The organism is Serratia grimesii (genome assembly GCF_900186025.1).
Taxonomy (GTDB): Bacteria; Pseudomonadota; Gammaproteobacteria; order Enterobacterales; family Enterobacteriaceae; genus Serratia; species Serratia grimesii.
This window is the reverse complement of sequence record NZ_LT883155.1, coordinates 1,543,247-1,569,532: the sequence shown is the minus strand read 5'-3', so window position 1 is coordinate 1,569,532 and position 26,286 is coordinate 1,543,247. Positions and strand designations below refer to the sequence as shown.

The 26,286-nt window shown below is 51.3% G+C and carries 26 protein-coding genes; 14 read left to right on the top strand and 12 right to left on the bottom strand.

What is annotated here, in order from left to right; all coding sequences use genetic code 11:
• Positions 1-9: 9 nt before the first annotated feature.
• The 8 genes from ecpD to SGBXF1_RS07335 all read right to left on the bottom strand — a co-directional run bounded on the left by ecpD (position 10) and on the right by SGBXF1_RS07335 (position 10,458).
• The gene (ecpD, locus tag SGBXF1_RS07370) at positions 10-1,641 is read right to left on the bottom strand and encodes a fimbrial adhesin EcpD (protein ID WP_186428074.1); all 1,632 of its coding nucleotides are present in this window, start codon (positions 1,639-1,641) and stop codon (positions 10-12) included.
• Positions 1,631-4,132, bottom strand: a complete 2,502-nt coding sequence (locus tag SGBXF1_RS07365; protein ID WP_061807294.1) for a fimbrial biogenesis outer membrane usher protein — start codon at positions 4,130-4,132, stop codon at positions 1,631-1,633. The genes ecpD and SGBXF1_RS07365 overlap by 11 nt, the downstream gene beginning before the upstream one ends.
• A gap of 101 nt (positions 4,133-4,233) precedes the next feature.
• Positions 4,234-4,893, bottom strand: a complete 660-nt coding sequence (locus SGBXF1_RS07360; RefSeq protein WP_186428073.1) for an EcpB family pilus assembly chaperone — start codon at positions 4,891-4,893, stop codon at positions 4,234-4,236.
• A gap of 197 nt (positions 4,894-5,090) precedes the next feature.
• Positions 5,091-5,678 (bottom strand): common pilus major fimbrillin subunit EcpA, encoded by a 588-nt coding sequence (ecpA, locus tag SGBXF1_RS07355; RefSeq protein WP_037424538.1) that lies wholly within the window; start codon positions 5,676-5,678, stop codon positions 5,091-5,093.
• 464 nt (positions 5,679-6,142) lie between these two features.
• On the bottom strand, positions 6,143-6,772 hold the full coding sequence (locus SGBXF1_RS07350) for a helix-turn-helix transcriptional regulator (protein ID WP_186428072.1): 630 nt from the start codon (positions 6,770-6,772) through the stop codon (positions 6,143-6,145).
• 205 nt (positions 6,773-6,977) lie between these two features.
• The gene (locus SGBXF1_RS07345) at positions 6,978-7,817 is read right to left on the bottom strand and encodes a winged helix-turn-helix domain-containing protein (protein WP_061807043.1); all 840 of its coding nucleotides are present in this window, start codon (positions 7,815-7,817) and stop codon (positions 6,978-6,980) included.
• Between the two features lie 548 nt (positions 7,818-8,365).
• Positions 8,366-9,790, bottom strand: a complete 1,425-nt coding sequence (locus SGBXF1_RS07340; RefSeq protein WP_186428071.1) for a heavy metal sensor histidine kinase — start codon at positions 9,788-9,790, stop codon at positions 8,366-8,368.
• The gene (locus tag SGBXF1_RS07335; RefSeq protein WP_061807042.1) at positions 9,787-10,458 is read right to left on the bottom strand and encodes a heavy metal response regulator transcription factor; all 672 of its coding nucleotides are present in this window, start codon (positions 10,456-10,458) and stop codon (positions 9,787-9,789) included. Before SGBXF1_RS07335 ends, SGBXF1_RS07340 begins: the two co-directional genes overlap by 4 nt.
• A 140-nt stretch (positions 10,459-10,598) precedes the next feature.
• On the opposite strand from SGBXF1_RS07335, the gene SGBXF1_RS07330 reads away from it, so the two are divergent.
• The 3 genes from SGBXF1_RS07330 to SGBXF1_RS07320 are packed head-to-tail and all read left to right on the top strand — an operon-like array spanning position 10,599 to position 12,649.
• On the top strand, positions 10,599-11,225 hold the full coding sequence (locus SGBXF1_RS07330; RefSeq protein WP_037425318.1) for a hypothetical protein: 627 nt from the start codon (positions 10,599-10,601) through the stop codon (positions 11,223-11,225).
• Positions 11,226-11,283: 58 nt separating this feature from the next.
• Positions 11,284-11,889, top strand: coding sequence for a cytochrome b/b6 domain-containing protein (locus tag SGBXF1_RS07325; protein ID WP_037425321.1), 606 nt, complete (start codon positions 11,284-11,286; stop codon positions 11,887-11,889).
• Positions 11,882-12,649 carry a molybdopterin-dependent oxidoreductase gene (locus tag SGBXF1_RS07320; protein ID WP_037425324.1) on the top strand — a complete coding sequence of 256 codons (768 nt, stop codon included), beginning with the start codon at positions 11,882-11,884 and terminating at the stop codon, positions 12,647-12,649. Before SGBXF1_RS07325 ends, SGBXF1_RS07320 begins: the two co-directional genes overlap by 8 nt.
• A 170-nt stretch (positions 12,650-12,819) precedes the next feature.
• On the opposite strand, the gene ygbI is transcribed toward SGBXF1_RS07320, so the two are convergent.
• Complete coding sequence (gene ygbI, locus SGBXF1_RS07315) at positions 12,820-13,584, bottom strand: DNA-binding transcriptional repressor YgbI (protein WP_186428070.1); 765 nt, start codon at positions 13,582-13,584, stop codon at positions 12,820-12,822.
• Positions 13,585-13,864: 280 nt separating this feature from the next.
• Here ygbI and ltnD point away from each other — a divergent pair, with 280 nt between their 5' ends.
• From ltnD to SGBXF1_RS07285, 6 genes are all read left to right on the top strand, one after another.
• Positions 13,865-14,779: an L-threonate dehydrogenase gene (ltnD, locus tag SGBXF1_RS07310; protein ID WP_186428069.1), complete on the top strand. Its 915-nt coding sequence runs from the start codon at positions 13,865-13,867 to the stop codon at positions 14,777-14,779.
• The gene (otnK, locus tag SGBXF1_RS07305; RefSeq protein ID WP_272947693.1) at positions 14,779-16,041 is read left to right on the top strand and encodes a 3-oxo-tetronate kinase; all 1,263 of its coding nucleotides are present in this window, start codon (positions 14,779-14,781) and stop codon (positions 16,039-16,041) included. Before ltnD ends, otnK begins: the two co-directional genes overlap by 1 nt.
• On the top strand, positions 16,038-16,670 hold the full coding sequence (otnC, locus tag SGBXF1_RS07300; RefSeq protein ID WP_037425334.1) for a 3-oxo-tetronate 4-phosphate decarboxylase: 633 nt from the start codon (positions 16,038-16,040) through the stop codon (positions 16,668-16,670). The genes otnK and otnC overlap by 4 nt, the downstream gene beginning before the upstream one ends.
• A gap of 3 nt (positions 16,671-16,673) precedes the next feature.
• Positions 16,674-17,450: an HPr family phosphocarrier protein gene (locus SGBXF1_RS07295; RefSeq protein WP_186428068.1), complete on the top strand. Its 777-nt coding sequence runs from the start codon at positions 16,674-16,676 to the stop codon at positions 17,448-17,450.
• Positions 17,451-17,557: 107 nt separating this feature from the next.
• Positions 17,558-18,928 carry a GntP family transporter gene (locus tag SGBXF1_RS07290; RefSeq protein WP_186428067.1) on the top strand — a complete coding sequence of 457 codons (1,371 nt, stop codon included), beginning with the start codon at positions 17,558-17,560 and terminating at the stop codon, positions 18,926-18,928.
• A 51-nt stretch (positions 18,929-18,979) separates the two neighbouring features.
• The gene (locus SGBXF1_RS07285) at positions 18,980-19,510 is read left to right on the top strand and encodes a GNAT family N-acetyltransferase (protein WP_186428066.1); all 531 of its coding nucleotides are present in this window, start codon (positions 18,980-18,982) and stop codon (positions 19,508-19,510) included.
• On the opposite strand, the gene SGBXF1_RS07280 is transcribed toward SGBXF1_RS07285, so the two are convergent.
• Complete coding sequence (locus tag SGBXF1_RS07280; RefSeq protein WP_186428065.1) at positions 19,505-20,395, bottom strand: LysR family transcriptional regulator; 891 nt, start codon at positions 20,393-20,395, stop codon at positions 19,505-19,507. The two genes, SGBXF1_RS07285 and SGBXF1_RS07280, sit on opposite strands and share 6 nt — an antisense overlap.
• A gap of 94 nt (positions 20,396-20,489) precedes the next feature.
• On the opposite strand from SGBXF1_RS07280, the gene SGBXF1_RS07275 reads away from it, so the two are divergent.
• Entirely contained in the window at positions 20,490-21,473 is a 984-nt protein-coding gene (locus tag SGBXF1_RS07275) for a nitrilase family protein (protein ID WP_037425346.1), read from the top strand.
• Positions 21,474-21,574: 101 nt separating this feature from the next.
• Here SGBXF1_RS07275 and ompX read toward each other — a convergent pair whose 3' ends face one another.
• A complete protein-coding gene (ompX, locus tag SGBXF1_RS07270) occupies positions 21,575-22,093 on the bottom strand; it encodes an outer membrane protein OmpX (RefSeq protein ID WP_037425349.1) in 519 nt (172 codons plus the stop codon).
• 398 nt (positions 22,094-22,491) lie between these two features.
• Here ompX and rhtA point away from each other — a divergent pair, with 398 nt between their 5' ends.
• Together rhtA and nanQ are read left to right on the top strand one after the other, a co-directional pair.
• The gene (gene rhtA, locus SGBXF1_RS07265) at positions 22,492-23,379 is read left to right on the top strand and encodes a threonine/homoserine exporter RhtA (protein ID WP_061807034.1); all 888 of its coding nucleotides are present in this window, start codon (positions 22,492-22,494) and stop codon (positions 23,377-23,379) included.
• 145 nt (positions 23,380-23,524) lie between these two features.
• A complete protein-coding gene (gene nanQ, locus SGBXF1_RS07260) occupies positions 23,525-23,992 on the top strand; it encodes an N-acetylneuraminate anomerase (RefSeq protein ID WP_186428064.1) in 468 nt (155 codons plus the stop codon).
• Between the two features lie 88 nt (positions 23,993-24,080).
• Here nanQ and SGBXF1_RS07255 read toward each other — a convergent pair whose 3' ends face one another.
• Positions 24,081-24,617, bottom strand: a complete 537-nt coding sequence (locus SGBXF1_RS07255; RefSeq protein WP_186428063.1) for a P-loop NTPase family protein — start codon at positions 24,615-24,617, stop codon at positions 24,081-24,083.
• A 394-nt stretch (positions 24,618-25,011) separates the two neighbouring features.
• Between SGBXF1_RS07255 and dps the strand changes: the two genes are divergently transcribed.
• Together dps and SGBXF1_RS07245 are read left to right on the top strand one after the other, a co-directional pair.
• Entirely contained in the window at positions 25,012-25,515 is a 504-nt protein-coding gene (dps, locus tag SGBXF1_RS07250; RefSeq protein WP_037425361.1) for a DNA starvation/stationary phase protection protein Dps, read from the top strand.
• Positions 25,516-25,676: 161 nt separating this feature from the next.
• A complete protein-coding gene (locus SGBXF1_RS07245; RefSeq protein ID WP_037425403.1) occupies positions 25,677-25,943 on the top strand; it encodes a DksA/TraR family C4-type zinc finger protein in 267 nt (88 codons plus the stop codon).
• Positions 25,944-26,286 lie beyond the last annotated feature (343 nt).

Below are 26,286 nucleotides of genomic sequence, written 5' to 3'. Positions count from 1 at the left end.
ATGTCGCCCCTAGTTAATATTGCGCCAAGTGGCTTCAACGTGGATCTCACCCGCAGCGCTAACGTCGCCGAACCAACCACGGCCTTCTACCGTCCTCAGTGAGACTGGGTTGTTCATTGGAATACTAAACTTCACACGGGTTTTATTCAGGATGCCAACCTCACCGGAAATGTCATTCCACGGCGTGCTGCTCCATAGCGCATTGGTCATGTCATGCCACTGTCCATCGCAACCGGCGTCATAGCGTTGTTCGCTGTTAGTGCTGGTGGTTATGCTTAGCGTCGCAGGGAACGGTACCCGTGTCTGACTATCCGCCGAAGAAAACACGCAATAACTCATTCCATTGATGACCTGCGTCGGCCCGGTGGCCATCACTCTCACCTGATCGGCAGCCGTCTTCCCGCTGGTAGTAACGACATAACCGAACTCCAGCGGAGGTTCCGCGGGGCCGACATAGCCTTCTCGATAGGGACGGTTGTCGAAGTCGTCAGCAATGATGCTGATGCTGAAATCACGTGGTTTGATGATGAGCTGATTAGAGGTGGAAAACTCATACCAGCCAGATTCCGGCGAGGTCGTATTTTGGAAACGGAAATTAATCAATTCACGGGTGCCACTGTCGGAAATACCCAGTTTCACCATCTGTTTAAAGAAATTACTGCCGAAAAAGACGTAGATCGCGTTGCTGCTCTTCAGATCGTTAAAGGTGTAGTAGCTGCCTGTACCTGAGGTATTCTTCCAGTTGTTGCCGTTCAGGCTGAACTGCAAGTCAGCCGCGTTAACCGCCGACGTCAGCGCGGCATTGTTGATCGTCGGAAACACATGAATGGAGGTATTACTGACGCTGCCGTCGGTCTGCAGATCGTAACTGACCATTTTACACATGATGCCAGTGCGTGAGCCGATAGTCTGATTTTTGCAATCGGCATTACCCTCACCGATGATCGGCACGCCATCGCTGTTGACGAACACTTCCGACACCGCGTTGGTATTGATAAAACGCAAATGGGCTGCCTTGCTGTGGGTCACGGTACGTTTATACCAGTTGCCTCTGGCTTGATTTTGGCAACGTTCCCCGTTACTGGCATCGTAAACATCGGGAGACTGACAGCTATTGATCTCCATGCTAAATGCATCACCCGCTGCCAATTGCTTCAAATATTGATAGAAGCTCGGTGACATCATACCGTGCATCCATTTGGCCCCACCAGAAGTCACCACTGCCCCATAAAACCCCTTTTCATCGGTGCTTTGCGGCAAAATCAAGCTGGTATCCATATTACAGCCGGCATACCAGTTAATGCAGCGCAGTCCGAGGAACGGATTCTTGATCGGTGCATTTTCCAACCACATGTCAAAACGGTTATTCGCCGACAGCCCCGTGTTGTAGCCGTTATCCACATAACCCAGGCTTTGCTGATAGATAGTGCCGGACCCGCCGTATTTTAGCCCGGTCCATTTATTGGCGCCTGTCATGCGCGGGTCCAACGCCCCTGCGGGGGTGACAAAAAAATTATCGTCAGCGTTGTTCTCGACGAATACAAACTTCACTGTCGCGGCATCAGGCCAGTTGGTGACGTTCACCGCCTGCAGTGGAAATGCAGCCATCAGCATGAGCAACAACGTAGCCTTAACCTTCATTGGTCATTTCTCCTGCTTGCAGATTGCCGGCGTAGGTTTTCAGCCCAATGCAAATCACGTCACCGACCCAAACGGCGCCTTGCGCCTTACTCAAGTCCAGACCCACTTCGCAGCTTTGATCACCGCTGTGGGTAAAGTCGATCACCGGGAATTTCTTATCGACGTCCATGATAAATTCGCCTTTTTCATCGGTGCGGGTACGGCCGATATGATTTTTGATGTAGGCGTTAGCCAGCAACGTTCCATCTTCGGCTTTGATACGGCCGAACACCGTCACCATCTGTTTAATTTCCGGCGAGATCACCGCTACGTTGCCTGGATACAAGGTCAGCTTGCTCTTACGCTTCGTGACAATATCAAAGCTTTCTGCCGAGTTTTTATTGTTCATCAGTTCGACTTCGTACTGGCCATAAGGCGATAGAGGGACATAGTTCTTATTGCCGGTCAGCTTCACTGTCCGCCCGTCCACCCGGGCAGTTAGCATGCCGTCGTTTTCAATACCGGTGTTAAAGATGATGCCTGCATTGCCCTCATTCCTACCGCTGGCCGCAATATCACGCCCCTGCCAACCAACACTGCCGCTGGCACTCAAGCTTGAGTTAACATAACCGTCGGCAGAGCTGCTGACGTTGACCGTACCGGTAGAATACTTGGTGTCAAAACGCGCATAGGCACCGCCGTTCACGCTATTATCGCCGTGTGTATCACCGGAAATTGCACGCGACAAGTTGGCCCCGACGGTGCGGATCGGTCCGTTTTGAATGTCTTTACGTGCGGCCAGATTGGCAGTGGTGTAACCGTTCTGGTTTGAAACCCCAGCACTGAGCCAGTTGCCCATCGGCAGTGTGAAATCCAGAGCGACGTATTTTCCGGTATTGGAACGGTTACCGCCGTTGTTATAACGCTGTACCCCGGCACGCACGCCCAGCGTGCCGAAACGGCCGGTGAAAATATTCTGGTAATAATCTGCGTTGTAATAATGGCTATCGTTCTTTTTATCGTCGTTGTAACTGAGGCTTAAACTCCCAAGCGGTGACCAAAGCGCACCAAAGTTCATCGTGCCGCCGATGGCGCGATTATGCGCATCGTTTTGCAGCAACTTGTCACCGATCACCGTTTTTTCCTGGTTGACCCACAGGCTACTAAAACCGCCGGGTAGCGCAGCGCTAACGCTATTGACCATGCTCCAGGAGCTGTCAGACGCCGCCATGTTCTGCACATTGAACTGAATAGACTCGCTCAGCGGTACGCTGAGACGGCTTTCGCCAACGGCATTGCTGTCAAACGAGTAACCAGACAACGCCCAGTTCAACGTATGCAGGTTACCGGTTGCGGAAGCACCGATCAGATAAGAATCTTTTGCCGGTCGATGACGCTGGCCATCACCACGCCAATCATCCATGCGGATCATTCCGCCCCAAAACTGCCACGCCAAAGGTGCGTTGGTACCACGGTTAGGGCTAAATAATTTGTTCACCCGCTGTATCCGCTTGTCTATCACCCTGCCGTTGGCCACCACTTCGACTTCAACATCATAAATACCGTAGGGCAAATTGCCGGTGTCTACTTCATGGTTACCCATGGCAAAGTTCTGCACGCTCAGCAACCGTCCATCACGGGATAAATGTACTTCGCCTGCCGAGGGGAAAAACGCCACGATTGGCGTCAGCGACTGGCTATTATCGAAAACGGTAGAGTTGGCACGATTGCCATAAGACATGCCGTAAATCTTGCTGGAGTTGACGGTGGTAACAGGCCCCAGCGATTGTAAATTCCAGCTATCGAGCATCCCAGCGGCAAAACGGCGTCCGGCAAAATCGCGTTCATACATCACTTTATACAGTGTGGCATTCTCATCACCGCTGCCGATGCCATACACTGAGCCGTTCACTTCCACATGATGCTCACGTAGGGCAGTAACACTGTTGAGCGATAAATAACTGGATGTATTCCCTTCACTGGCGCGGGTACGGTTATCATAAACCCCGAAGTTATAGTCCAGCGTACTACTGATGGCATCCACGCTGGATGCGCCGATATCGCTAGAGCGCGCACGCAGCAAGGTTCCCATCGCGGACTCTTTCACTACCAATTGCAAATTAAGCTGACGAAAATCCAGCGCCAACCACGCATCTTCGGTCAGGGCGATACGCTGCTTTTGGTCAAATTCCACATCCTGCAGCAGTTGCAGTTGCTTGATGGTCTCTGCGGTCAGCGGCGTACCCTCATCACCGTCTTCCAGTGTGACCTGGCGGATTTTTAGATGATTGTTATCCAGGTACAAGAAAGCATGGCCGATTCGAATATCGTCTTTTACACCGCTGTTTTTTTCAAAGTGCAGCAATAACGGGATGCTCATACCCTCCCGTAACGCCAGACTGAAGGTTTGCGGGATCAACACACCATCAATTTGAGTCAGCCCAGCAGCAATCACGGATTGGCCCGGTAACAACACTGCGGGGAGCAATATCGCACCAGTGGCAAACAACATTTTCAACAGCACAGTATCCAGCGCATCTTTCACGTCCCACTCCCTGAGTTCTTTTTATGAGTCCCGTTCCGCATTGACCTCAAAGTGGATCATGCTCTGCGCTACTTCACCGGAATAAACTGCTCGCCATGCCACAGGGCTATGCGGCCTTTTTTATCGGTGACGTCCACTTTGCTAAAACCGCGTGTCTTACCCGGCATGACAAAGTAGTTTTCCTTGCAGTCATTACCGTCTTTCTTGTTGCGGCAGTTACCGTAGGCGACCACCTTGAAGGTGGCGTTACCGCTGTTTTTTATCTGGCCGTCGGCAAACTGATAGTTGAATTGATCCTGTCTTGGCGCCACAACCAAAATGGTGCCAATACGCGCCGACGTCGTTGCGACAGCATTGCGTTTAGCCGAATTTTGGCCCACGTCACTCAGCGCCTGATCAAACCAGACGATGCGGTAATAGCGTTCCTGGTTATCGTTAGGGCCTTTGTAATAGAAGCGAATCACATCGCTGGCGTTAGCTGGCAATATCAAACTGGCTGGTGACAGCAACATTTCATCTTTGCTGCCCATCGCGATCACGGTACCGGACTCCAGCGGGCTTGAAATACGCTCGATTTTTATGTTCACCAAACGACCGCTGTCAGTGGTATTTTTGATTTCTTTACTCAGACGCACGCTATCGCTGTGCATGAAAGAGCTAATTTCACCGACATCAAGCGCAAGAACAGGTTGAGACAGCGATAACAACAGGAGAGCGATGCGTTTCATGACGGTATTCCAGTAGCATGCTTCAGTAGCGATGAAAAATAGAGGGGTACCAATATCCGTCGTTCAAGAGATTGACATACCCAAGGCAACCCGAGGTGGGCATCCTGATCGAAAGCCCATCCCCGGTTCCCCTAATACTGAACGTACGTCGTCAATATTAGGGGTGCCTCCCTGTTTTGCTGTGATAGCTTAGGGGATCAAGCAGTCCAGGTAGCGTTGAACTCGACGCTCACATCACCACTCCAGATACCCTCTGGCAGAGCGCTGAAGTCAGTCACGGCAGTGGTGCCGTCTGAGGTAGCACCGATGATGCTAAAGGTGAATTGATCCTGTGCACTGGTACGAGAAGCTTTGTCGTAAGCGTTAGACAATGCGCTCAGGTTACCGCCCAGGATGCCGGCAGAAGTGTCGATCATGGTGGTTTCAGCCGTTTTCTCTACAGCAGCCCCGTTGTAGGTCACGCCAACGTCCAGGGTAGAGCCAGAGGTGTCGAGCTGAGTCAATTTGTTGGAAACCAGTTTGGAGGTCAGTTTGAAGGCGGTAGCGGTAACATCCCCTTCCACGGTCACGTCAAACAGACCTTTCTGGCTGTTAAAGCCCTTAATACCTTCTGCATAGTTGAAAGACAGACTGCCGAGTGGGGTAACAACCAGTTTGCTGGTAGTGTCTTTCTTCGCGGTAGCAGACCAGGTCGCCAACGCTTGAGCAGTCACGTCAGCTGCTTGTGCCGTGCTAACTGCTGCGAAGGCTGAAATGATTGCCAAAGCCAGTGTAATTTTCTTCATGGTAAAACTCCCTTCAACTTTAAAATGATTGTGCGTCCATTAGCGTGACGTGCTTTAGTCAGTCACTTACATGAGTGCTTTTAGCCAGTCTGCCTGACGAGAGAAATACTAACCCCATGAAGTCAAAAAAGAATCATTAACTATCAAATCACAAATATTTAGATTTTAATTCTAATATTAATATTTAAATCGCCTTTATTAACATTAAAAAACCAGACGATAAGCTCAGTAAGAATAAAATGCTTATTGTTTTCCGTGCCAATTGCGCTACTTTTTCTGTATATAAAACGCACTGACGCACCAAGTCAAAATAGGGTTGACCCCATTATTTTTTGTAGGATGTTTAATTTGATTTAAATCAATTTTTGCCAGAACGGCAGGGAGGAGAATCAATACGTCGTCTTACGCAGGAAATATCATTCGCTGCCGACCCATCTTAAAACAAGATATGCCGGCAGCCGATTTCAAACAGGTTGTTGGATCCTAAAGGCCAAAATCAAATACATAAATCCAGCCTGGTTAAGGCCCAGCTTGCGCATGATATTCAGTTTATGTGTGCTAACCGTTTTGTAACTGCGATGGGTAAGGCTGGCAATACGTTGCGGATTGGCGCCGGCAATCATCATTGCCAGTATTCGCCATTCACTGCGAGAAAGCGGTTCTACAGATGGATTTAGCACAGCCTTAATACTCGGGCTACGATAGCCTGCCCCCGTATCAGTGGCAGCGATGGCATCAAACAGACAATCCAAAGAATCTTCTTTCGCGACCAAAGATAAATGCACGTGTGTAGACAAAATGGTCAATATGCTGGCATTAGTCACTGACGTAAATATTATCAGTGATGTATTCGGCCAGATATCATTTATCGTCAGAATGTAACGTAATACATCATACAAACTTTCACTTTCATTATACAATTCCATAATTAGTATTTGCTTCTCATTCTCCTTCAATTCAGCATCTATTCCCCTTGTGCTGTGAACAAATTGATAGTCTATCGGCTCGGGATCAATAAGTGCCCGTAATCCTTTTCTCACCCAGGGATTGGGTTCAAAAAAGAGAATAGCCTCCCTGAAAGTGGTATTCGTCATAATCCATTACCATAAATTAGGTATAAAAGTAGCGATTGAAGCGGAAATTTTAGACATTGCCAGTTAACAGAATATAAGACTTGCGTCGAATAAATGCTGCATTATTAACCAAAAGGCGAAAGTTAAGTATTTAATATTACGGTAATAATATTGGCGGCATATTCCTTTCCCCCGGGGCGGCGTTCATCCTGACACCGATTAATGATTAATTGATAATTGCTGCGTTGTCGCTTTCAAGACCTGAACAAACCTCTACCCTGTGCTCACGCAAAATGCGGCAGCGCAGAACAAATAGTCGGGAAATGCCGGAAATGTATGAGCGTACCTGATTACTGCGCACTACCAGCAAAAACTCGTCACCGTTGCATTCTGCCGCCTGCATACCGGCATAAGCCAGAATATCGCGGCTTAGACCTGTACCGACCATAGTCGAAGCCCCCGGCATAGACATAAACACCTTACAGCTGTTGGCTTTACCCAGATAGATTTCCTGTCGGGCAATCGAGCCAGAAAGGTAGGTCGTGATCCCAGCCACCAGCATGATCACCCCTAACGCGACGACGCTAGCTATCGCCCACCAGCGTAAAGAGTAGCCGGCATACACTGCCCCCTCTCTTTCAATATCTTTTGTTGAGTGCGTTATTTCCGGTTTGGGTGATATGCGCGGAGTGAAGGGTATTTCTACGTCCGGTGGCCGGCTTTCAGGCCCTTCGCAAGACTCAACCATAATTTCATAGCGCAACATAAAACCCACCTTGGGGACGGTAGCGATTACCTCATCCTCAATACCCAGGTTTTTAATGACCCGACGTAACTTACTCACACATTGGTTAAGATTATTGTTACCTGAAACCATCCCGTAATCGTCCCAAACCTTCTTGAATATCACGTCACGGCTAACGGCCTCACCGTGATGTGCAAGCAATAGCAGCAGCAATCGCTTTGAAGGGTTGGAAATAGAGATTGGATCATCAGAGAACTCCGTCAGGCTCAGGGTACCCGTATCCGCATCAAAAATTATGTGATCGTTTAATCTATATTTCATTTTTTCACAGGTTTCACTCTAGTTATTATTTATCGCCTGGCGCTAAATGTTAATAGAACATTAATCAATATTTAATCAGGTTGATTTTCAAAGTGTGGCCATCAACGACAATGACTATCAATTAACGCCAAAATTAGATGTTTTTCCACCTTATCGCATTTGATATAAGATTTTTCTCATAAGCCTTAACCAAAGATTATACAAACATCACTATCATTGATATATTTATATGTAAAATAACTTAAAGTTAGTTTTTTGTTTTGTAAATTACCACCTTTAAGCTAAAAATCCTCACCATTCATTTAATGCAAGTACTTTTAATAGGAAAGTAATGAAAGGTGAATTTTGACTACATTGGATTCAGCCCAAAAATCAGCGTTAAAACGCGGAATTTATGCGATTAAAGGCAGAATTCATCTTTTGATTTGGTGGTGCTTTAGCAAACCGCGAGGGAAATGAAAGAAAATAGTTACGAATAAAATACGATATCGGCCCCGCCTAATGGCTTCAGACGAGTAACACGAAAACGCATGAATACAGGGAATACATTACTCTGAGGCAGGAAATACCAGACTGAAAACAATGCGTGCAGATTTATCATATTCAGTGCAGTGGACGATCGCCGTACCGCCATGCAGCGTCATGATCGCCCGGACAATTGCCAGCCCCAAACCGCTGGCGTGGTTACCGGCACTGCGGGCAGCATCAGCACGGTAGAAGCGATCAAACAGCTTATCCCTATGAGCCGGTGCAATCGGCGGCCCCTGATTAACCACCTGTATCGCGACTTCTCCAGTCGCTTGAACGTCAACCCGTAACCGTATCCGGCTGTTTTCGTCGGCATAACGCACAGCATTAGATACCAGATTGCTCAAGGCGCGCTGGAACAACATTGCGTCGGCCAGCAAGTGCCCTTCTCCCTGACAAACCAACGTAATCCCGCGCTCCTCCGCCAAGCCTTCGAAATAGTCGGCTACCCGCTGCAACTCTTTCGCCACGTCAAGACGGCTATAGTTCAGTACCGCCTGCCCCTCACCGGCACGCGCCAAAAACAGAATGTTTTCCACCATGCGGGAAATGCGTTCCAGTTCATCCATGTTATTCGACAGCAGAGTTTCATACTCTTCCACGCTGCGTGACTGATACAACGCCACCTGACAATGCCCCATCAGTGCACCCACTGGAGTACGAATTTCATGCGCTAAATCGGCGGAAAACTGCGTCAGGCGCTGATAACCTTCGTTCAGACGATCGAGCATGGCGTTGAACGAACGGGTCAACTGTTGCAGTTCCTTCGGTGCTCCTTGTTCACTCAGACGGGTCGACAGCGTATTGGGCGTTATCACTGCTGCCTGAGCTGCCATACGCCAGAGCGGTTGTAAACCGCGCCTCATCACCCAATACCCTAGCAACGCGATCAAGATAAATGCCACAATAACAGCCACCACTATCCGCCAAAGGTAACGCGCCAGCATCTTCTGTTCGTTGATCATCACGTGGGCAGCCGAGATTTGCAGCAGGTTACCGTCCTCCAGCTTGATAAGCGCCGACGCGACGCGTAATGGCACACCTTGTGCCGTCTGCCCACTTTGCACCGCACTCAACCGTTGCGGTATATCAACGGGCGTTGGTGTGATCGGCGGCAGGCTCAGTTTGGCGGGGTTAACATTGATTAACGGCTTTTGTCCCGGCTGTTGAAAAATCAACACATCCTGCTCGTTACCCAACATATTTTCAAACAACCCGGTATTCGCCGTCAGCCGCTCGAGAGGGAAACGCTGACTGAGCAAATTGCGGTAATACTCGACCCGACCGGTGACCTGTAAATCGCTGCGGGTGATCATCTCCTGACGCATCGCACCATACAGATACCACCCCGCACCGCTGACGACCAATGCCGCGACCAGCGCAAACAGCATGGCACTGCGAAGCGTCAGCGACAGTGAACGCCAACGTTGGGTGAGTATTTTCATGAGCGCGGCTCACAAACGTAGCCAATGCCACGCACGCTGTGGATCAGCTTGACGTCAAACGGCCGATCAATCTTTGCGCGCAACCGCTTGATCGCCACATCCACTACATTGGTATCACTGTCAAAATTCATGTCCCACACTTGGGACGCAATCATGGTGCGCGACAGCACCTCACCTTCCCGTCGCACCAGCAGATGCAACAGCATAAACTCTTTGTTTGTCAGCGGAATTACCACGTCTTGCCGCACGGCTTTACGCCGCAGAACGTCAAGCTGTAAATCGGCAATTGCATAGTGGTCAGCTTCTCGCACCGTACCGCGGCGCAGCAACGTCCGTAGGCGCAGCACCAACTCAGTAAAAGAAAAGGGTTTAATCAAATAGTCGTCAGCGCCCAACTCCAGACCATGGATACGGTCCTGCACCCCGTCGCGTGCGGTCAAAAACAGAATTGGCACGTCGCTTTTCTTGCGTAGAACCTCAATAATCTGCCAGCCATCCAACCCTGGTAGCATTACGTCGAGCACGATAGCGTCGTAACCATGCTCCAGCGCCTGAAACAGACCATCGGTACCGTTACGCGCCAAATCGACACTGTATCCTGCTTCCGCCAGCCCTTTCTTCAGGTAATCGCCCGTGCTGATGTCATCTTCAACCACCAGTATTCGCATTGTCATCACCTCATTACACCAACGGAAATACTAGCAGTTTCGGCGGACATTCTTGATGACATTAATGTCATCAAACAGACATGGTGCTGTCCCCATTGTTCAACCATGCTTAATCGGCAACCTTAACAGAGGAAAACTTTATGATTACCCGTCATCGTTTTGCCGGTTTGCTGCTGTCTACCCTCATGCTGTGCAGCGGGGTCGCCGCTGCGGCCCAGACAACAGGAAAGGTCATTGCCCCACTGCGTGGCACTATCGATCAGGTCACCGACAGCAGTCTGCAGGTCACCGACCGTAAAGGGGAAAAAGTCAGCGTTAAACTCAACGATCAAACCCGGGTGCTGAGCGTCTCGAAAGGCACTCTGGATGACATCAAGCCGGATAGCTTTATCGGTACCGCTGCGGTACCACAACCCGACGGTACACTGAAGGCGCTGGAAGTACATGTCTTCGCCGCCAGCCTGCGCGGCACCGGTGAAGGGCACTCCGCCTGGGAATCTGCCGACGGCAAAGTCGATACCATGACCAACGGCACCGTTGGCAAGCTGGTTAAATCCAAGGGCCGCACGCTGACTGTGACCTACGGTAACCAGCAGAAAACCGTTAACGTACCGGAAGATGTACCGATCGTCACCCTGGATCCCGGCGACCGCAGTCTGTTAAAACCAGGTGCACACATCGTGCTGTTCTCAGCCACGGACGACAAAGGTGAACGCGTCGCCACCCGTATTTCCGCTGGAAAAGACGGCACCGTTCCACCGATGTAATTAGGTTGTGCCCCGCCATTGGCAATGTAATGACGGGGCATCATCTAAGGAGTGCATAATGAAAACCCGCGCACAACGGCCAGTGCATCGCTGGCCAGTCCGCATCACCCATTGGATTAACCTGTTCGCCATGGTCTGCATGTTTATGAGCGGCTGGGAGATCTACAACGCCTCACCCTTGTTCGGTTTTCGCTTTCCGCCTCAGGTTACGCTCGGCGGTTGGCTGGGCGGCGCGATTGGCTGGCATCTGGCAGTAATGTGGCTGCTGGCCTGCAACGCACTGTGTTATTTGCTGTGGAGCCTGTTCAGCGGCCATTTCCGTCGTGACCTGTTACCACTTAGCCCCGGCGCACTACGACAGGATATCTGGCAAGCACTGACGTTACGGCTAAAACATCAGCATGGTCGTTATAACGCCATTCAAAAACTGATGTACCTCGGCGTGTTGATTTTGGGACTGCTACTGGTGCTCTCCGGCCTGGCAATCTGGAAACCGGTGCAATTACAAGAATTGGTGAGTCTGTTTGGTGGCTTTGATACTGCACGTTACGTTCACTTTTTTGCCATGTCCGGTATTGGCTTATTTGTGGTCATTCACCTGCTGATGGTGATTATCGTGCCGCGCACGTTGTGGGCAATGATTACGGGTGGCAAACATGAATGATAAAAAACAACGCCCTTTAGCACCGACGCTGGAGCCGGACCAAAAGAAACAACTGGTCAATCTACAGCGCCGTCTCATGCTACGTTCGGGTCTGACGCTAGGCGGTATCGCCATGCTAACCGGTTGCAACTTACAAGACGGTGACCAGGTAGATAAAGTGCTGTGGGCAATGTCACGCTGGAACGATCGGGTGCAAGCCTGGCTGTTTAACGGTCAAAAGCTGGCGCAAACCTATCGCCCGGATCAAATTACCCATCCGTTTCCGTTCAACGCGTTCTACCCGGAGTACAACGTCCCAGAGGTGGATCTTGCCAGTTATCGTCTGGAAGTCTCCGGCAAAGTCGCGAAAACAGCCCCCTGGACACTGGAACAGTTACAACGCTTGCCGCAACAGAGCCAAATAACCCGGTTGATCTGCATTGAGGGGTGGAGCGCCATCGGTCAATGGGGCGGCGTACCGCTACGCAATTTCCTACAGCATGTCGGCGCCGATCTAAACGCACGCTATGTGGGGTTCAAATGCGCGGACCGTTATTACTCCAGTATCGACATGGCCACCGCACTGCATCCACAAACCATTCTGGCGTTAGATTTCGCGGGTAAGCCACTGCCAGCCGATTACGGCTATCCGCTGCGGCTGCGAGTGCCAACCAAGTTGGGATTTAAGAACGCCAAACATATCGCCGCCATTTTTGTCAGTGACACCAACCCTGGCGGCTACTGGGAAGATCAGGGTTATAACTGGTTCAGCGGAATTTAGGTTTAAAGCATGTCACGGCAGCACGCTATTCCGCTTTCTATGATGCCGACTGGCGCTCACAAGGTAAGGCTTGATGTGAACAACGTTGCCTCTGTGGGCCATAGTTCGTAGTCAAACTTGCCCCTTTCAACACAATGCCATCCCCCCGTCAGGGGGTTCTTGTTTTAACCTTACTCCCCCGTTGTCATCAGCGTAATATCTGCCTGCAAAATGGCCTCTCGCGCTGCGGTGGGTAAATTGTCATCGGTAATAATGGCGTCAAATACGGCAATCGGCAGCGCCAGATAGGTGGCGATTTTGCCGTATTTAGAGGTGTCGCTGAGCAGGATGCAGCGGCGACTGGCGTCAACAATGGCTTTCTTCACCATCACCTTGTCTTCATTCGGTGTCGACAGGCCACGCATGCCCCATGACGAGGCGGAAATAAACGCCAAATCGATAAACAGCCCTCGTAAGGCCTGCGCCGCAGCTTCACCGACACATGAGCGGTTCTCACGGCAGACGGTACCGCCAGTGTGAATGATCTTGCACTGGCTGTGTTCGATCAGGAAACCCGCGATCACAAAATCATTAGTGACCACCGTCAGATCTTCACGATCGCTGATGTATTTCGCCAGTGCCAGCGTAGTGGTCCCTGCATCCAGATAGATACAACTATTGGGAGGGATCTGTCGAGCCGCCAACTGACCGATAGCCGCTTTCTGCTGACTGTACATCCCTTCTTTGTCCTGATGAGAAGGCTCAATCGCCACCCGCTCTGCAGACTGCACGCCCCCCGAGACCGCCAGCACCGCTCCCTGCTCTTCGAGTTTTTGCACATCGCGGCGGATGGTCATATGCGATACCCCCAACCGTTCGGTCAATTCAGCAATGCTGACAACCCCGCGTTCTGATACCAGCGCTAATATTTGCTGGTGGCGTTCTACAGGTATCACGGTTCCCTCTCTTTACCGCAGTGATAATAATTGTGATTTTACGTCAATTTTCGTTCTGTGAAAGCGTCCTCTTTCCAGGCCGTGAGGCTAGTCATACTATCGATAGTTTATTTTTAATATTTAAAACAGTTAGATAGCCTTCATTCTTATTTTACTTGCCATGTGAGCCTGATAAATCAACTGTTAATAATTGTGATACCGATCGCTGACACCGTACAAAAAAGTGCTTACATTTAACACAACAAAACAAATTATCACTAAAATTAACATGAGGTGTTGCATGACACAGCCACGTGATTTTGCAGTTTGCATCGTTGGATTAGGCTCCATGGGAATGGGCGCAGCAAAGTCGTGCATTAACGCCGGGCTAACGACTTATGGTGTCGATCTTAATCCGCAGGCACTGACCGCATTACAACAGGCCGGGGCCAAGCAAGCCGCTAACAACGGTGACGGTTTCGCGTCGGATTTGGACGCGTTGTTACTGCTGGTGGTAAATGCCGCGCAGGTGAAACAAATTCTGTTTGGTGATAACGGCCTGGCAGCGAAACTGAAGCCCAATACGCCGGTCATGGTGTCCTCCACCATTTCTGCCACTGATGCCAAAGACATCGAACAACAGTTGCTGGCATTGGGCCTGAACATGCTGGATGCCCCCGTTTCCGGTGGAGCAGCGAAAGCCGCTGAAGGGCAAATGACCGTGATGGCATCTGGCGCGGAATCGACGTTCCGTCAGCTACAACCGGTATTAGATGCCATTGCCGGTAAAGTCTACCGCATTGGCGAAGATATTGGCCTGGGCGCCACCGTGAAAATCATCCACCAACTGCTGGCCGGTGTGCATATTGCCGCCGGAGCAGAAGCCATGGCGCTGGCGGCCCGCGCAGGCATCCCATTGGACGTAATGTACGATGTCGTCACCCATGCAGCCGGCAATTCATGGATGTTCGAGAACCGTATGCAACACGTGGTCGATGGTGACTATGCCCCTAAATCAGCGGTAGATATTTTCGTGAAGGATCTGGGGCTGGTGGCGGATACCGCCAAAGAACTGCATTTCCCGCTGCCCCTGGCCTCCACCGCCTTCAATATGTTCACCGCTGCCAGCAATGCCGGTTTTGGTAAAGAAGACGACAGCGCAGTGATCAAGATCTTCGCTGGTATCGACCTGCCACAGAAAAAGGAGAACACATAATGCTGCTCGGCGTCATCGCAGATGATTTTACCGGAGCCACCGATATTGCCAGTTTTCTGGTTGAAAACGGGCTATCAACTGTCCAGTTGAATGGGGTTCCACAAGATGATGTTCCCATCGAGTCGCAGGCCGTGGTCATCAGCTTAAAATCACGCTCCTGCCCGGCGGCACAGGCGATAGAACAATCGTTGCACGCCTTGGCGTGGTTACAACGCCAAGGGTGCCAACAATTTTACTTCAAATATTGTTCGACTTTCGACAGCACCGCACAGGGAAATATCGGCCCAGTGACCGATGCCCTACTTGATGCCTTGGGCGAAAACCAAACGGTGATTTCGCCAGCGTTGCCGGTCAACGGCCGTACGGTGTATCAAGGGTATTTGTTCGTGTTGGATCAGTTGCTGTCGGAGTCCGGTATGCGCCATCACCCGGTTACGCCAATGACTGACAGTAACTTACTGCGACTGATGGAAGCACAGGCTCAGGGCCGATGTGGGCTGGTGACGGCCGCAGAAATGGATCGCGGCGTCGAAACAGTCACGAAAAAATTGCAGCAGTTAGTGCAACAGGGTGTGCGATACGCCGTAATGGATACGCTGAATGAACAGCATTTGCTCACTCAGGGTGCAGCGCTGAAAAACATGAAGCTGGTCACCGGTGGTTCTGGTCTGGCGATCGGTCTGGCGCGTCAATGGGCGCAGCCGGGGCAAAACAACCCTCACGTTGCAGGTGCCCCGCAGGGAGAAAAAGCCGCAGTGTTATCCGGTTCCTGCTCCATCATGACCAATCAGCAAGTCGCGCGTTACCGTCAGCAAGCGGCAGCCAAGGCTATCGATGTGGCCCGTTGCCTCACCGAGTCTGACCGTATGGCCTATGCCACAGAACTGGCCAACTGGGCGCAGCAGCATGCAGATGATCCACTGGCTCCGTTGCTTTACGCCACAGCCGAACCGGAAAAGCTACAACACATACAGCAGCAATACGGTATGGCCGCCGCCAGCCAAGCGGTAGAGTCGCTGTTCGCTAACGTGGTCAAACAACTCCAGCAGCACGGCTTCCGCCGATTTATCGTTGCTGGCGGTGAGACATCCGGTGTGGTGACGCAGGCGTTGGGCATTCGTGGTTTCCATATCGGTCCCTGTATTTCTCCCGGTGTTCCTTGGGTACGTGCCATTGATCAACCTGTTTCACTGGCCCTGAAATCGGGCAATTTTGGCGATGAAAACTTTTTCGCCCGCGCGCAAACGGAGTTTCCATTATGACACCGACGACTGAACAGCAGGCACGTGAAGAAATGGTCCGCTTGGGCGCCTCATTTTTCCAGCGTGGCTACGCCACCGGTTCAGCCGGCAACCTTTCACTGTTGTTGGCAGACGGCACGCTACTGGCAACACCCACCGGTTCCTGTCTGGGAGAATTGCAGGCCGAACGCTTGTCGAAGGTTAGCCTGAGCGGCGAATGGCTGTCGGGTGATAAACCGTCAAAAGAGATCAGTTTCCATCGCGCACTGTATTTGAACAACCCGGAGTGTAAAGCCGTGGTGCACCTGCATTGCACGTATCTCACCGCCCTCTCCTGCCTGCAAGGACTGGACGTAGAGAACGCCATTAAACCCTTTACACCTTATGTGGTGATGCGGGTCGGCAAGGTGCCGGTGGTTCCTTATTATCGTCCCGGCGACCTACGACTGGCAGAAGACCTGGCCAAATTGGCCCCGACGCATCGCGCCTTTTTATTGGCTAATCACGGCCCGGTAGTCACAGGTAAGGATCTGCGAGCCGCGGCGGATAATACTGAAGAAATGGAGGATGCGGCGAAGCTGATTTTTACCCTCGGCAACCGCCCCATTCGTTATTTGACCGATGATGAAATTGCCGAGTTACGGAGCTGAACCATGCCTAAATTTGCTGCCAATTTATCAATGATGTTTAACGAGTTGCCGTTCCTTGAACGTTTCGAGGCCGCTGCAAAGGAGGGATTCCAAGCCGTGGAATTCCTGTTCCCTTATGAGTATCCGGCTGCGTTGTTGGCGGAAAAACTGCATCATAACGGTCTGCAACAAGCCCTGTTCAATACTGCCCCCGGCAATGTCGACGCCGGTGAATGGGGCCTGGCCGCCGTGCCTGGTCGTGAACAAGCTGCTCGCGCTGATATCGATCGTGCACTCGCCTACGCCATCGCGCTGGGTTGCCCCAGCGTACACGTCATGGCCGGTGTGGTTCCCCCGGGGGAAGACTGGCAGCGCTACCGCGATACCTTTATAGACAATATCCGCTATGCCGCCGATAGCTTCGCTAAACAGGGCATCAAGGTGTTGATCGAAGCGCTGAGCCCACAGGTTAAACCCAACTATCTGTTCTCCAGCCAACATCAGGCGGCAGAGCTGGTCGACGCAATTGATCGCCCAAACGTCTTCATTCAGTTTGATTTTTTCCATGCTCAGCTAGTGGACGGTAATATCAGCGGCCTAATGCGCTTATTGGCTGGGCGTTACGCCCATATTCAGATCGCATCAGTGCCCGATCGCCATGAGCCAGACAACGGAGAACTGAATTATCCGTGGTTGTTCGCACAGCTGGATCGCATCGGTTATGACGGCTGGATTGGCTGCGAATACAAGCCGCGTGACGACACCCGCGCCGGACTGGGTTGGATAAGGCCTTACCTGTAACAGGCCGTTCCTCCACACCTGCACAGCAACAACATAAAAATTAAACGCACCCGTATCGCCAACCGGCGATCGCGGTGCCTGACGCTTACCCAATTAAAGGCTATCCCATGTCTACCTCTATGCTTTTGATGATTGCCGTATTCGGTGTCGTGCTGCTCTTGTTGATGGTGATCAAAGCCAAGATCCAGCCGTTTGTCGCCCTGCTGGTCGTGAGTTTGCTGGTGGCATTGGCCAGCGGCATCCCGACCGGTGAAGTGATGAAAGTCATGACCGCCGGAATGGGGGGTGTGTTAGGGTCGGTGACCATCATTATTGGCCTTGGCGCCATGCTTGGCAGAATGATCGAACATTCCGGTGGTGCCGAGTCGCTGGCCCAACGCTTCAGTAAGGCGTTGGGACCGAAACGTACTATAGCTGCACTGACCATTGCTGCATTTATTCTCGGCATTCCGGTCTTTTTCGACGTCGGCTTTATCATCCTCGCCCCTATCATCTACGGTTTTGCCAAGGTCGCTAAAGTTTCCCCCCTGAAGTTCGGCCTGCCCATGGCTGGTGTGATGCTGACAGTACACGTTGCACTGCCGCCACACCCCGGCCCGGTGGCTGCTGCCGGGTTATTGAATGCAGACATCGGCTGGCTGACTATTCTTGGCCTCGCCATCTGCATTCCGGTGGGTATTATCGGCTACTTTACCGCCAAGAGGCTGAATCGTAAGGCCTATCCGTTGTCGATTGAAGTGCTGGAACAATTGCAGTTAGCAGCCCCAGAACCCGCCCCGGAGGGCAAAGCGCCATTAAGCGATCGCATTAACCCGCCGAGTGCCGGGCTGGTCGCCGCACTGATCGTCATTCCCATTGCTATTATCATGCTGGGTACCGTTTCCGCCACGCTGCTCGAACCGGGCTCGGCGCTGCGCGACACCCTGTCGCTGATCGGCTCCCCAGCAGTCGCGCTGATGATCGCCCTGCTGTTAGCATTCTATTTTCTGGCGATGCGTCGTGGCTGGAGCCTGCAACACACCAGTGACGTCATGGGAGGAGCACTGCCGACCGCTGCCGTGGTGATTCTGGTGACCGGTGCTGGTGGCGTGTTCGGCAAGGTTTTAGTGGAGTCCGGGGTGGGCAAAGCATTGGCGGATGTTTTGACCACGATCGGCCTGCCGCTGATCCCCGCCGCATTTATCATCTCTCTGGCCCTACGCGCCTCGCAGGGATCTGCCACTGTAGCTATCCTGACCACCGGCGGCTTGCTGTCAGAAGCGGTCAGCGGCTTGAACCACTTGCAGTTGGTTTTGGTGACTCTGGCTACCTGCTTCGGTGGATTGGGGTTGTCACATGTGAATGACTCCGGTTTTTGGATTGTCACCAAATACCTCGGTCTCTCCGTCGCCGATGGGCTGAAAACCTGGACAGTGCTGACCACGATTCTCGGCCTCAGTGGTTTCCTGTTCACCTGGTTACTGTGGCTGGTAGTGTAATTTCTCTGGCATACTGCACAGACCGCCTTTGGCTCTGTGCAGGAAAAAATAATGACCCTAATCACAACCGCCCCTCAGTTGCTCACCGAACGCTTACGCCTGGACGCGCATACGCTAGCCGACTTTGACTCGCTGGCCGCCATGTGGGCCGATCCTGATGTCGTGCGTTATATCGGTGGTACACCGAGGGATCGGGAGGACTCCTGGGGACGTCTGATGCGTTACGCCGGCCACTGGGCTCTGCTGGGTTATGGCTACTGGGCGGTACGAGATAAAATCAGCGGTGCCTACCTTGGCGGCATTGGTTTTTCCGATTTCCAACGTGATATTACCCCAGCGCTCGACGCCCCCGAAATGGGCTGGACACTGGTGACGACGGCACACGGAAAAGGTTATGCGACAGAAGCACTGCGTGCCGCACTCGCTTGGGGGAAAGACCATTTACCGGGTAATAAGGCAGTGTGTATTATTTCACCGCAAAACCAGCCTTCGGTAGCACTGGCAAAGAAGGTTGGCTTCAACGAAAGTCACCGCAGTGAATACCATCAGAGCCCGATACTGGTGATGCACTGTCCGTTATAACACCGGCGGTTTATCTCCCGGCGCCCCAGCCAATGCAACCTGGATAAAGTTATCCCGCAGCGCATCAGGTTGCTGCGGATTCCAGGCAATACCGACTTGCCATTCGGTTTGCTCGCCACTCAACGGCAAAATATCGATACCTGCCGGTGCAATATGCGTGACACTGTGCGGCAACAGGGCCACACCTATACCGGCAGCAACCAGCGCCAGCAACGTCTGGATATCACCCGCCTGCTGCACCACGTTCGGGGTCAGTTGATTCGCAGCAATAAAACGGAGCGACTGGTCACTAAGACCCCGCCCGCGTTTGGGTGTTAACTGCAATAATGGCAACGAATTGAACTGCCTCATCAGCGTCTCTATCCGCAGCGCCAGGGCTGTCGGTGCTGCCAGCACCAGCCGATCACACAGCAATGCGCTGGCCTGCAATGGCGCGTTGACAGGCAGCCGCACAAACCCTATCTGCAGCTCACCACGTAATAACAGCTGATATTGCCGTTCAGAAGGCAAGTCCTCCAACCCTACGGCAACCTCGGGAAAGCGCCCACGGAAGGACGCAACCAGCTGCGGTGCCAGATGAAAGCTGGACAAGCCAAATCCGATGGCCAAGCGCCCTGCTTCTCCCTTCACCACGCGTAACGCCCGCTGTTGAAATTGCATATGCTGTCCAACCAGCGTCTGTGCTTCAGGATATAGCCGCTGCCCGCTGGCAGTAAGCTGCGCCCCCTGACGACCGCGGTTAAACAGACGAGCACCGAGCAACGTCTCCAACGCCTGAATCTGTTTGCTCAGCGCCGGTTGGGTAATACACAGCAACTCTGCCGCCAGACGATAGTTGCCCTGCTCTGCCAGCACCACGAAGGCGCGTAATTGTCGAATATCCATTCCATCAGGTTATCAAATAAGGAATTTAATTGATTATACAGTAATCAATCACTTTGCTGTAATCAACGCCAGACAACTGCGAAAAGGTAACCTTATGACAACCTCTCTGCGCGCCGCCACGGTGCAATTCCACCATCGTGCCAATGATAAAAACTACAACCTGTCGGTGATCGAGGGCTTTATCGCCCAAGCCGCTACCGAACACATTCAGGTGCTGGTCTTCCCAGAAATGTGCATTACCGGCTATTGGCATGTACGGCACCTCAGTGACGGCGAAATCGCCGCGCTGGCGGAACCGATAGCCACCAGCCCTTCACTGGCACGTATCCGTCCACTGGCAGAACGCTACAATATGGCCATCGGCGTCGGGCTGATTGAACAAGGTGAAGATGGTAAGTATTACAACGCTTATGCCGTCTGTTTGCCCGACGGTGCACTTCACGTCCACCGCAAACTGCATGCCTTTGAGCATCCAGCAATAGCCAGCGGCGACAGTTTTACCGTTTTCGACACGCCATGGGGCGTACGGATGGGGGTGCTCATCTGCTGGGACAATAACCTGGTGGAGAACGTACGTGCGACGGCACTGTTAGGGGCAGAGGTGTTGCTGGCACCACACCAAACGGGCGGCACTCATTCACGCAGTCCGCACGGTATGAAGCCTATCCCACTGGAGCTCTGGCAACAGCGACAGGAAAATCCAGCAGCAATAGAAGCGGCTTTTCGTGGTGAGCATGGCCGTGGTTGGTTGCTACGCTGGTTACCGGCACGCGCACATGACAATGGCCTGTTTGTTTTGTTTAGCAACGGTGTGGGGCGTGATGATGACGAAGTGCGCACTGGCAACGCGATGATTCTCGACCCTTATGGCCGTATTCTGGCAGAAACCTGGGTGGCCGAAAATCAAATGGTTATAGCAGAACTCGATCTTTCCCTTATCCCGCTTAGCACCGGACGCCGCTGGATCCACGGTCGCCGACCGGCACTGTATGAAATACTCACGCAACCACAAGGTTACGAACGTGATGCCCGCAGCGCGCGCTTTTCGTCAGAGCCGGTGCACAAGCTGGGTAAGTAACCGCCCCTGAGCTACAGGCAAAAAAAATCCGCCCGAAGGCGGATTTTTATCTGATGCGACCAATTACGCCACATACTCATGCCCGTAGGCATGGAGAAATCTTAGAAACGGTAGCCTACGCCAACGCTCCAGATACCAACGTCAACACTGCGGATACGGCTCTGCTCGTAACCTACATCCAGAGCAACGTCCTGGATTGGGTTGAACTGCAGACCAGCACCGTAGGTGAAGCCGTAGTCGCTGTTGCCGTTACGGTCAGTGCCGTTCTGAGCATTGTCGATGTTTTTGCCGTAGCCAACACCGATCACACCGTAGATGCTTGCCCAGTCGTTGAAGCGGTAAGCTGGACCAGCAGTGATAGAGTTGTACTGTGATTTACCGTAGTAACCGTTCTCAGAACCGTTCTTTTCCACGTGGGTAAAGGAACCGATCACACCCAGTGGGTTGTTGTCGAACTCGTAACGATACTTCAGGTTGAAACCGTCGGCTTTGTTAGCAACGCCTTGGAGATCACCCTGCGCATAGCCAGCGGATACGGTGCTCTGACCAGCGAATGCGGTACCTGCGGTTACTGCTAATACACAGGCTGCTACTGCGGAAAGACATGCAATTTTTTTCATAACCACCTCAAACGCGTTATATTTTTAAGTAAATCCATTTGTTCATGCTTTGAAAATATAGCAAAAATTAGCGTGAAACTCTGCCTTAAAATGAGTGTCTAATGCTTTATATCGTGTAACATTAGATTTCAAGAACAGTGTATCTTCTTCTTTTCGCTCCATTTTCGAGCCGCATTCTACTCGTTTCTGTGACAACAATCACCTATTTAATATCCAGACAATTCCTAAAAAATGCGCATTTTATGAGCGAAAAAACCAGCACCTCACCCTAGAGTTGGCACTTTTCTCCATTGCACACGCATTTCTCAGACACATTTACCTCATTTCATTTACACTGCCGTCATCCGAATATCGACAGTCTTCCCAGGTTGTGGGAAACGCATAAAAGGCTCTAAAGGATGTCCTCGTCTGCAACTGCTAAAGCGTCTTCCACGCTGCTGCCTATCTGCTTGCTACTCATCGCCATGGTGTCGATCCAGACCGGCGCGTCATTGGCCAAAAGCCTGTTTCCATTGGTCGGTGCAGAAGGCATCACCACGTTGCGCTTGAGTATTGGCACACTGATCCTGTTTATTATCTTCCGCCCGTGGCGCATGCGCTTCGCCGCCGGCAGCCGCCTGCCCTTGTTCATCTATGGCCTGACATTGGGCGCAATGAATTATCTGTTTTATCTTTCTTTACGCACCCTGCCACTGGGTATCGCCGTTGCGTTGGAGTTCACCGGCCCCCTCGCGGTCGCCATGTTCTCCTCACGCCGCGCGATCGACTTTTTATGGGTCATACTGGCGGTAGTTGGGCTGTGGTTCTTGCTGCCTCTGGGCCATAACATGGACAGCATTGATCCCTTAGGCGCCGCCTGCGCATTAGGTGCGGGTGCCTGTTGGGCGGTCTACATTATCTGCGGGCAGAAAGCGGGGGGTGACCACGGCCCTGGGACCGTGGCGGTCGGGTCACTGATCGCTGCGGCAGTATTTTGCCCAATCGGTGCCTGGCAAGCAGGTAGTGCGCTACTCAATATCGATATTCTGCCCATTGCATTGGCCGTGGCGGTTTTATCCACCGCACTACCTTATTCGTTGGAGATTATTGCGTTACCCAGAATACCGGCACGCACCTTTGGCACCTTGATGAGCCTGGAACCCGCGATGGCAGCACTTTCAGGCATGTTGTTCCTCAACGAACACCTGACTACAGTGCAATGGTTGGCGTTAGGTGCAATCATCGCGGCATCAATGGGGGCGACTCTGACCATCAAGCCAAAACCACAAATCGAAAGCTTGTCCTAAAAATCAGCAACGCCTGCATTAGCCAAAAGCGGAATGCAGGCGGGTTAACTGTTTTCGCACCGGTAAACAGGCATACTTTTCCCCGCAGTACCCCCACGCGTTTATGGAACCAAACCCAGCAGGGTTTACCACATGGAGAAGTAAAGTGATTTATAACACCCTGTTTAACCCACGCTATGGTCGTGGGCTGTCACCTGTTCTGATCGAAACCCTTACCACGCTTCGTCAATACGACCTGCCTGCACTGGCATTGGGACGCCATGACATAGACGGTGACAAGATCTTTATGGAGGTGATGACGTTAACCACAGGGTTAGCGGAGACTCAGCATGCAAAGCTTCATCATGAGTATGCCGACATTCATTTGCTCATCAGCGGTGAAGAACGCATTGATTATGGTATGCCGGGTGATTGGCAAAGCGAGTCCCCCTATGACGAGACTCAGGATACCCAGCAAGTGGACATTAAGCGCCATCGCCAAACACTCGCGATGTTCCCTGGCGCGTACGCACTATTTTTTCCCCACGAACCGCATAAAGCCGGTTGTCAGTTGAACGCACCGACGCTCATCAAAAAAACGGTGGTGAGAGTGCATTACACACTGCTGTTGTAACAGGTTCGCCGGTCTGCATGGCCGGCTTTCTCAGTGTTACATTCTCGTTGTGAAGACTCACACATCCTTATTACTGCAATGATGGCAATTAAAGGGGCAATTCACGAATAAAGCGTTGAGTCTGCTCAGGTGAACGCAGCCGGATAAAGCGGATATGTTGATACTGACTATTGCTCATATCAGCAAGGTAGCCGCGACGGTTTTTACGGTAAGTTTTTATGGTCCACAGAATGATGGAATCGCGACTGAAAAAGGACCGGCGAAAACTTTCACGATTTCCCGTCCCTGGCCATAGTTCGGTACCCGCCCATGCCCGCGTGGCGGCACGACGAACGGCCTGGTACAGTGTACGACAGAACCCATAGTCCACCCACACCACCCAATCAACGCCATCCCATTTTACCGCTTTAGTTCGGCTATAGTTGCCATCGAGTATCCATCCGCTTTCTGCGACAGCCAACACCTGTGTCACACGCGCCAAAAGCATGTCATCCGGTGTACCTTGCCAGTCCGGACGCCAAAATAGCGTGTCTAGCTCGATATAAGGCAGTGCAAACTTTTCAGCCAACTGACGCGCTACCGTGCTTTTGCCACTGCCACTGGTCCCAACGACATTGATTTTCATAGGCGTGTAGATCTGAAATGGGGGGAGAATATTTTAGCGAGTTGCGACTAACCTATCAATATGAATTAACGGACGTTTTATCGATTGGACACTTAATCATTAAGCCAAAAGCTTTGGCATTGAAAATAGAAATTACAGAGAGGATGAAACTCATTTAAAAAATAATCACATTACGAAATTAAAAACCGAGAGAACATAAAATATTTTCCATGAATTACAGTATATTAAAACAAAAATAATTTAACCAAAAAAATCTACTCCTCTTAAATTAAATATTCAATTCGTTAAAACCTATTTATTCCATAGCTATTTTTTTCCTGCAAAAAACGCTATCACTGCTATAATTTCTCTCGTGGAAAAAATAGGACCATGACCCATCAAGAGGATATCTGATATGAGTACCGCTAAACTGGTGAAAACGAAATCTTCTGAGCTGCTTTATACACGCAATAACATGGACGAAAAAACCAAGCTGGAGGCCATCAAGGCACTCAACCGCCAGGTTATCCAGTTTATTGACCTGTCGTTGATCACCAAACAGGCCCACTGGAACATGCGGGGGGCTAACTTTATTGCCGTGCATGAAATGCTGGACGGGTTCCGCACTGCGATCATCGATCATCAGGACACTTTTGCCGAGCGCATTGTGCAATTGGGTGGCGTGGCACTGGGCACCGTACAGGTGGTGAACGATAAAACCCCACTGAAAAGCTATCCAACCAACATACATAGCGTACAGGAACACCTGAAAGCGTTGGCCGATCGTTACGGCGAAGTCGCAAATGACATTCGCAAAGCCATCACAGAAGTAGAAGACGAAGATACTGCCGATATGTTCACTGCAGCATCTCGAGATCTGGACAAGTTCCTGTGGTTTATCGAATCCAACATAGAATAAGCCACTTAAAAACCGAAAATTACGGCCCGCGTAGCGGGGTTGAACAGGCTGCGGGCTTTGCCCCAGCCTGTTTTTCTTTTATTTTCGCCGCTTGAATTGCTCAAAAAATCGCCCATAGTAAATAGATAGAGGGCGTGGCGGCTCTGCAAAGTGAGGTCATCATGGCAAGCGGATGGGCGTCAGACGGCGCCGTACAGGATCAAATTGATTCCACCGTAGATGATGCAGTGCAACGTGCAAGACATGCACTGGGTCAGGGCGAAAGTGCACATTATTGTCAGGAATGCGGAGAGGAAATTCCATTGGCACGCCAGCAAGCACTGAAAGGTGTGCGCTATTGTCTTGCTTGCCAAACCGAGCTGGATAAAAAACAGGCGGCGAGTAGCCTGTATAACCGCCGTGGCAGTAAAGACAGTCAGCTACGATAAGGAAACGGTGCCCTCCGAACCGCTCTTACTGAACACATCTGCACCAGATGAAACAACTTTGCGGCATAAAAGTTAGAGTTAGTTATCAATATTGAAGCTAAATCGTTAACTATCGGTTGTTTCACCCCCATTATTTGGTTAATGATAGAGCAGTGCACCAATAAGCAGCCATCAGCACCATTTTGGTGCCTCCATTTGGTGCATAAAAATAATAATTCGACCTTCAGACACAACATCACACCACAACTCTTTGTTTTTATAGTAGTTGAAAACATGGCACGATTTTTTCATGGCACCAACTGCAATATAAAAAATGGGTAATCCGCAACCTGTACAGGAAATT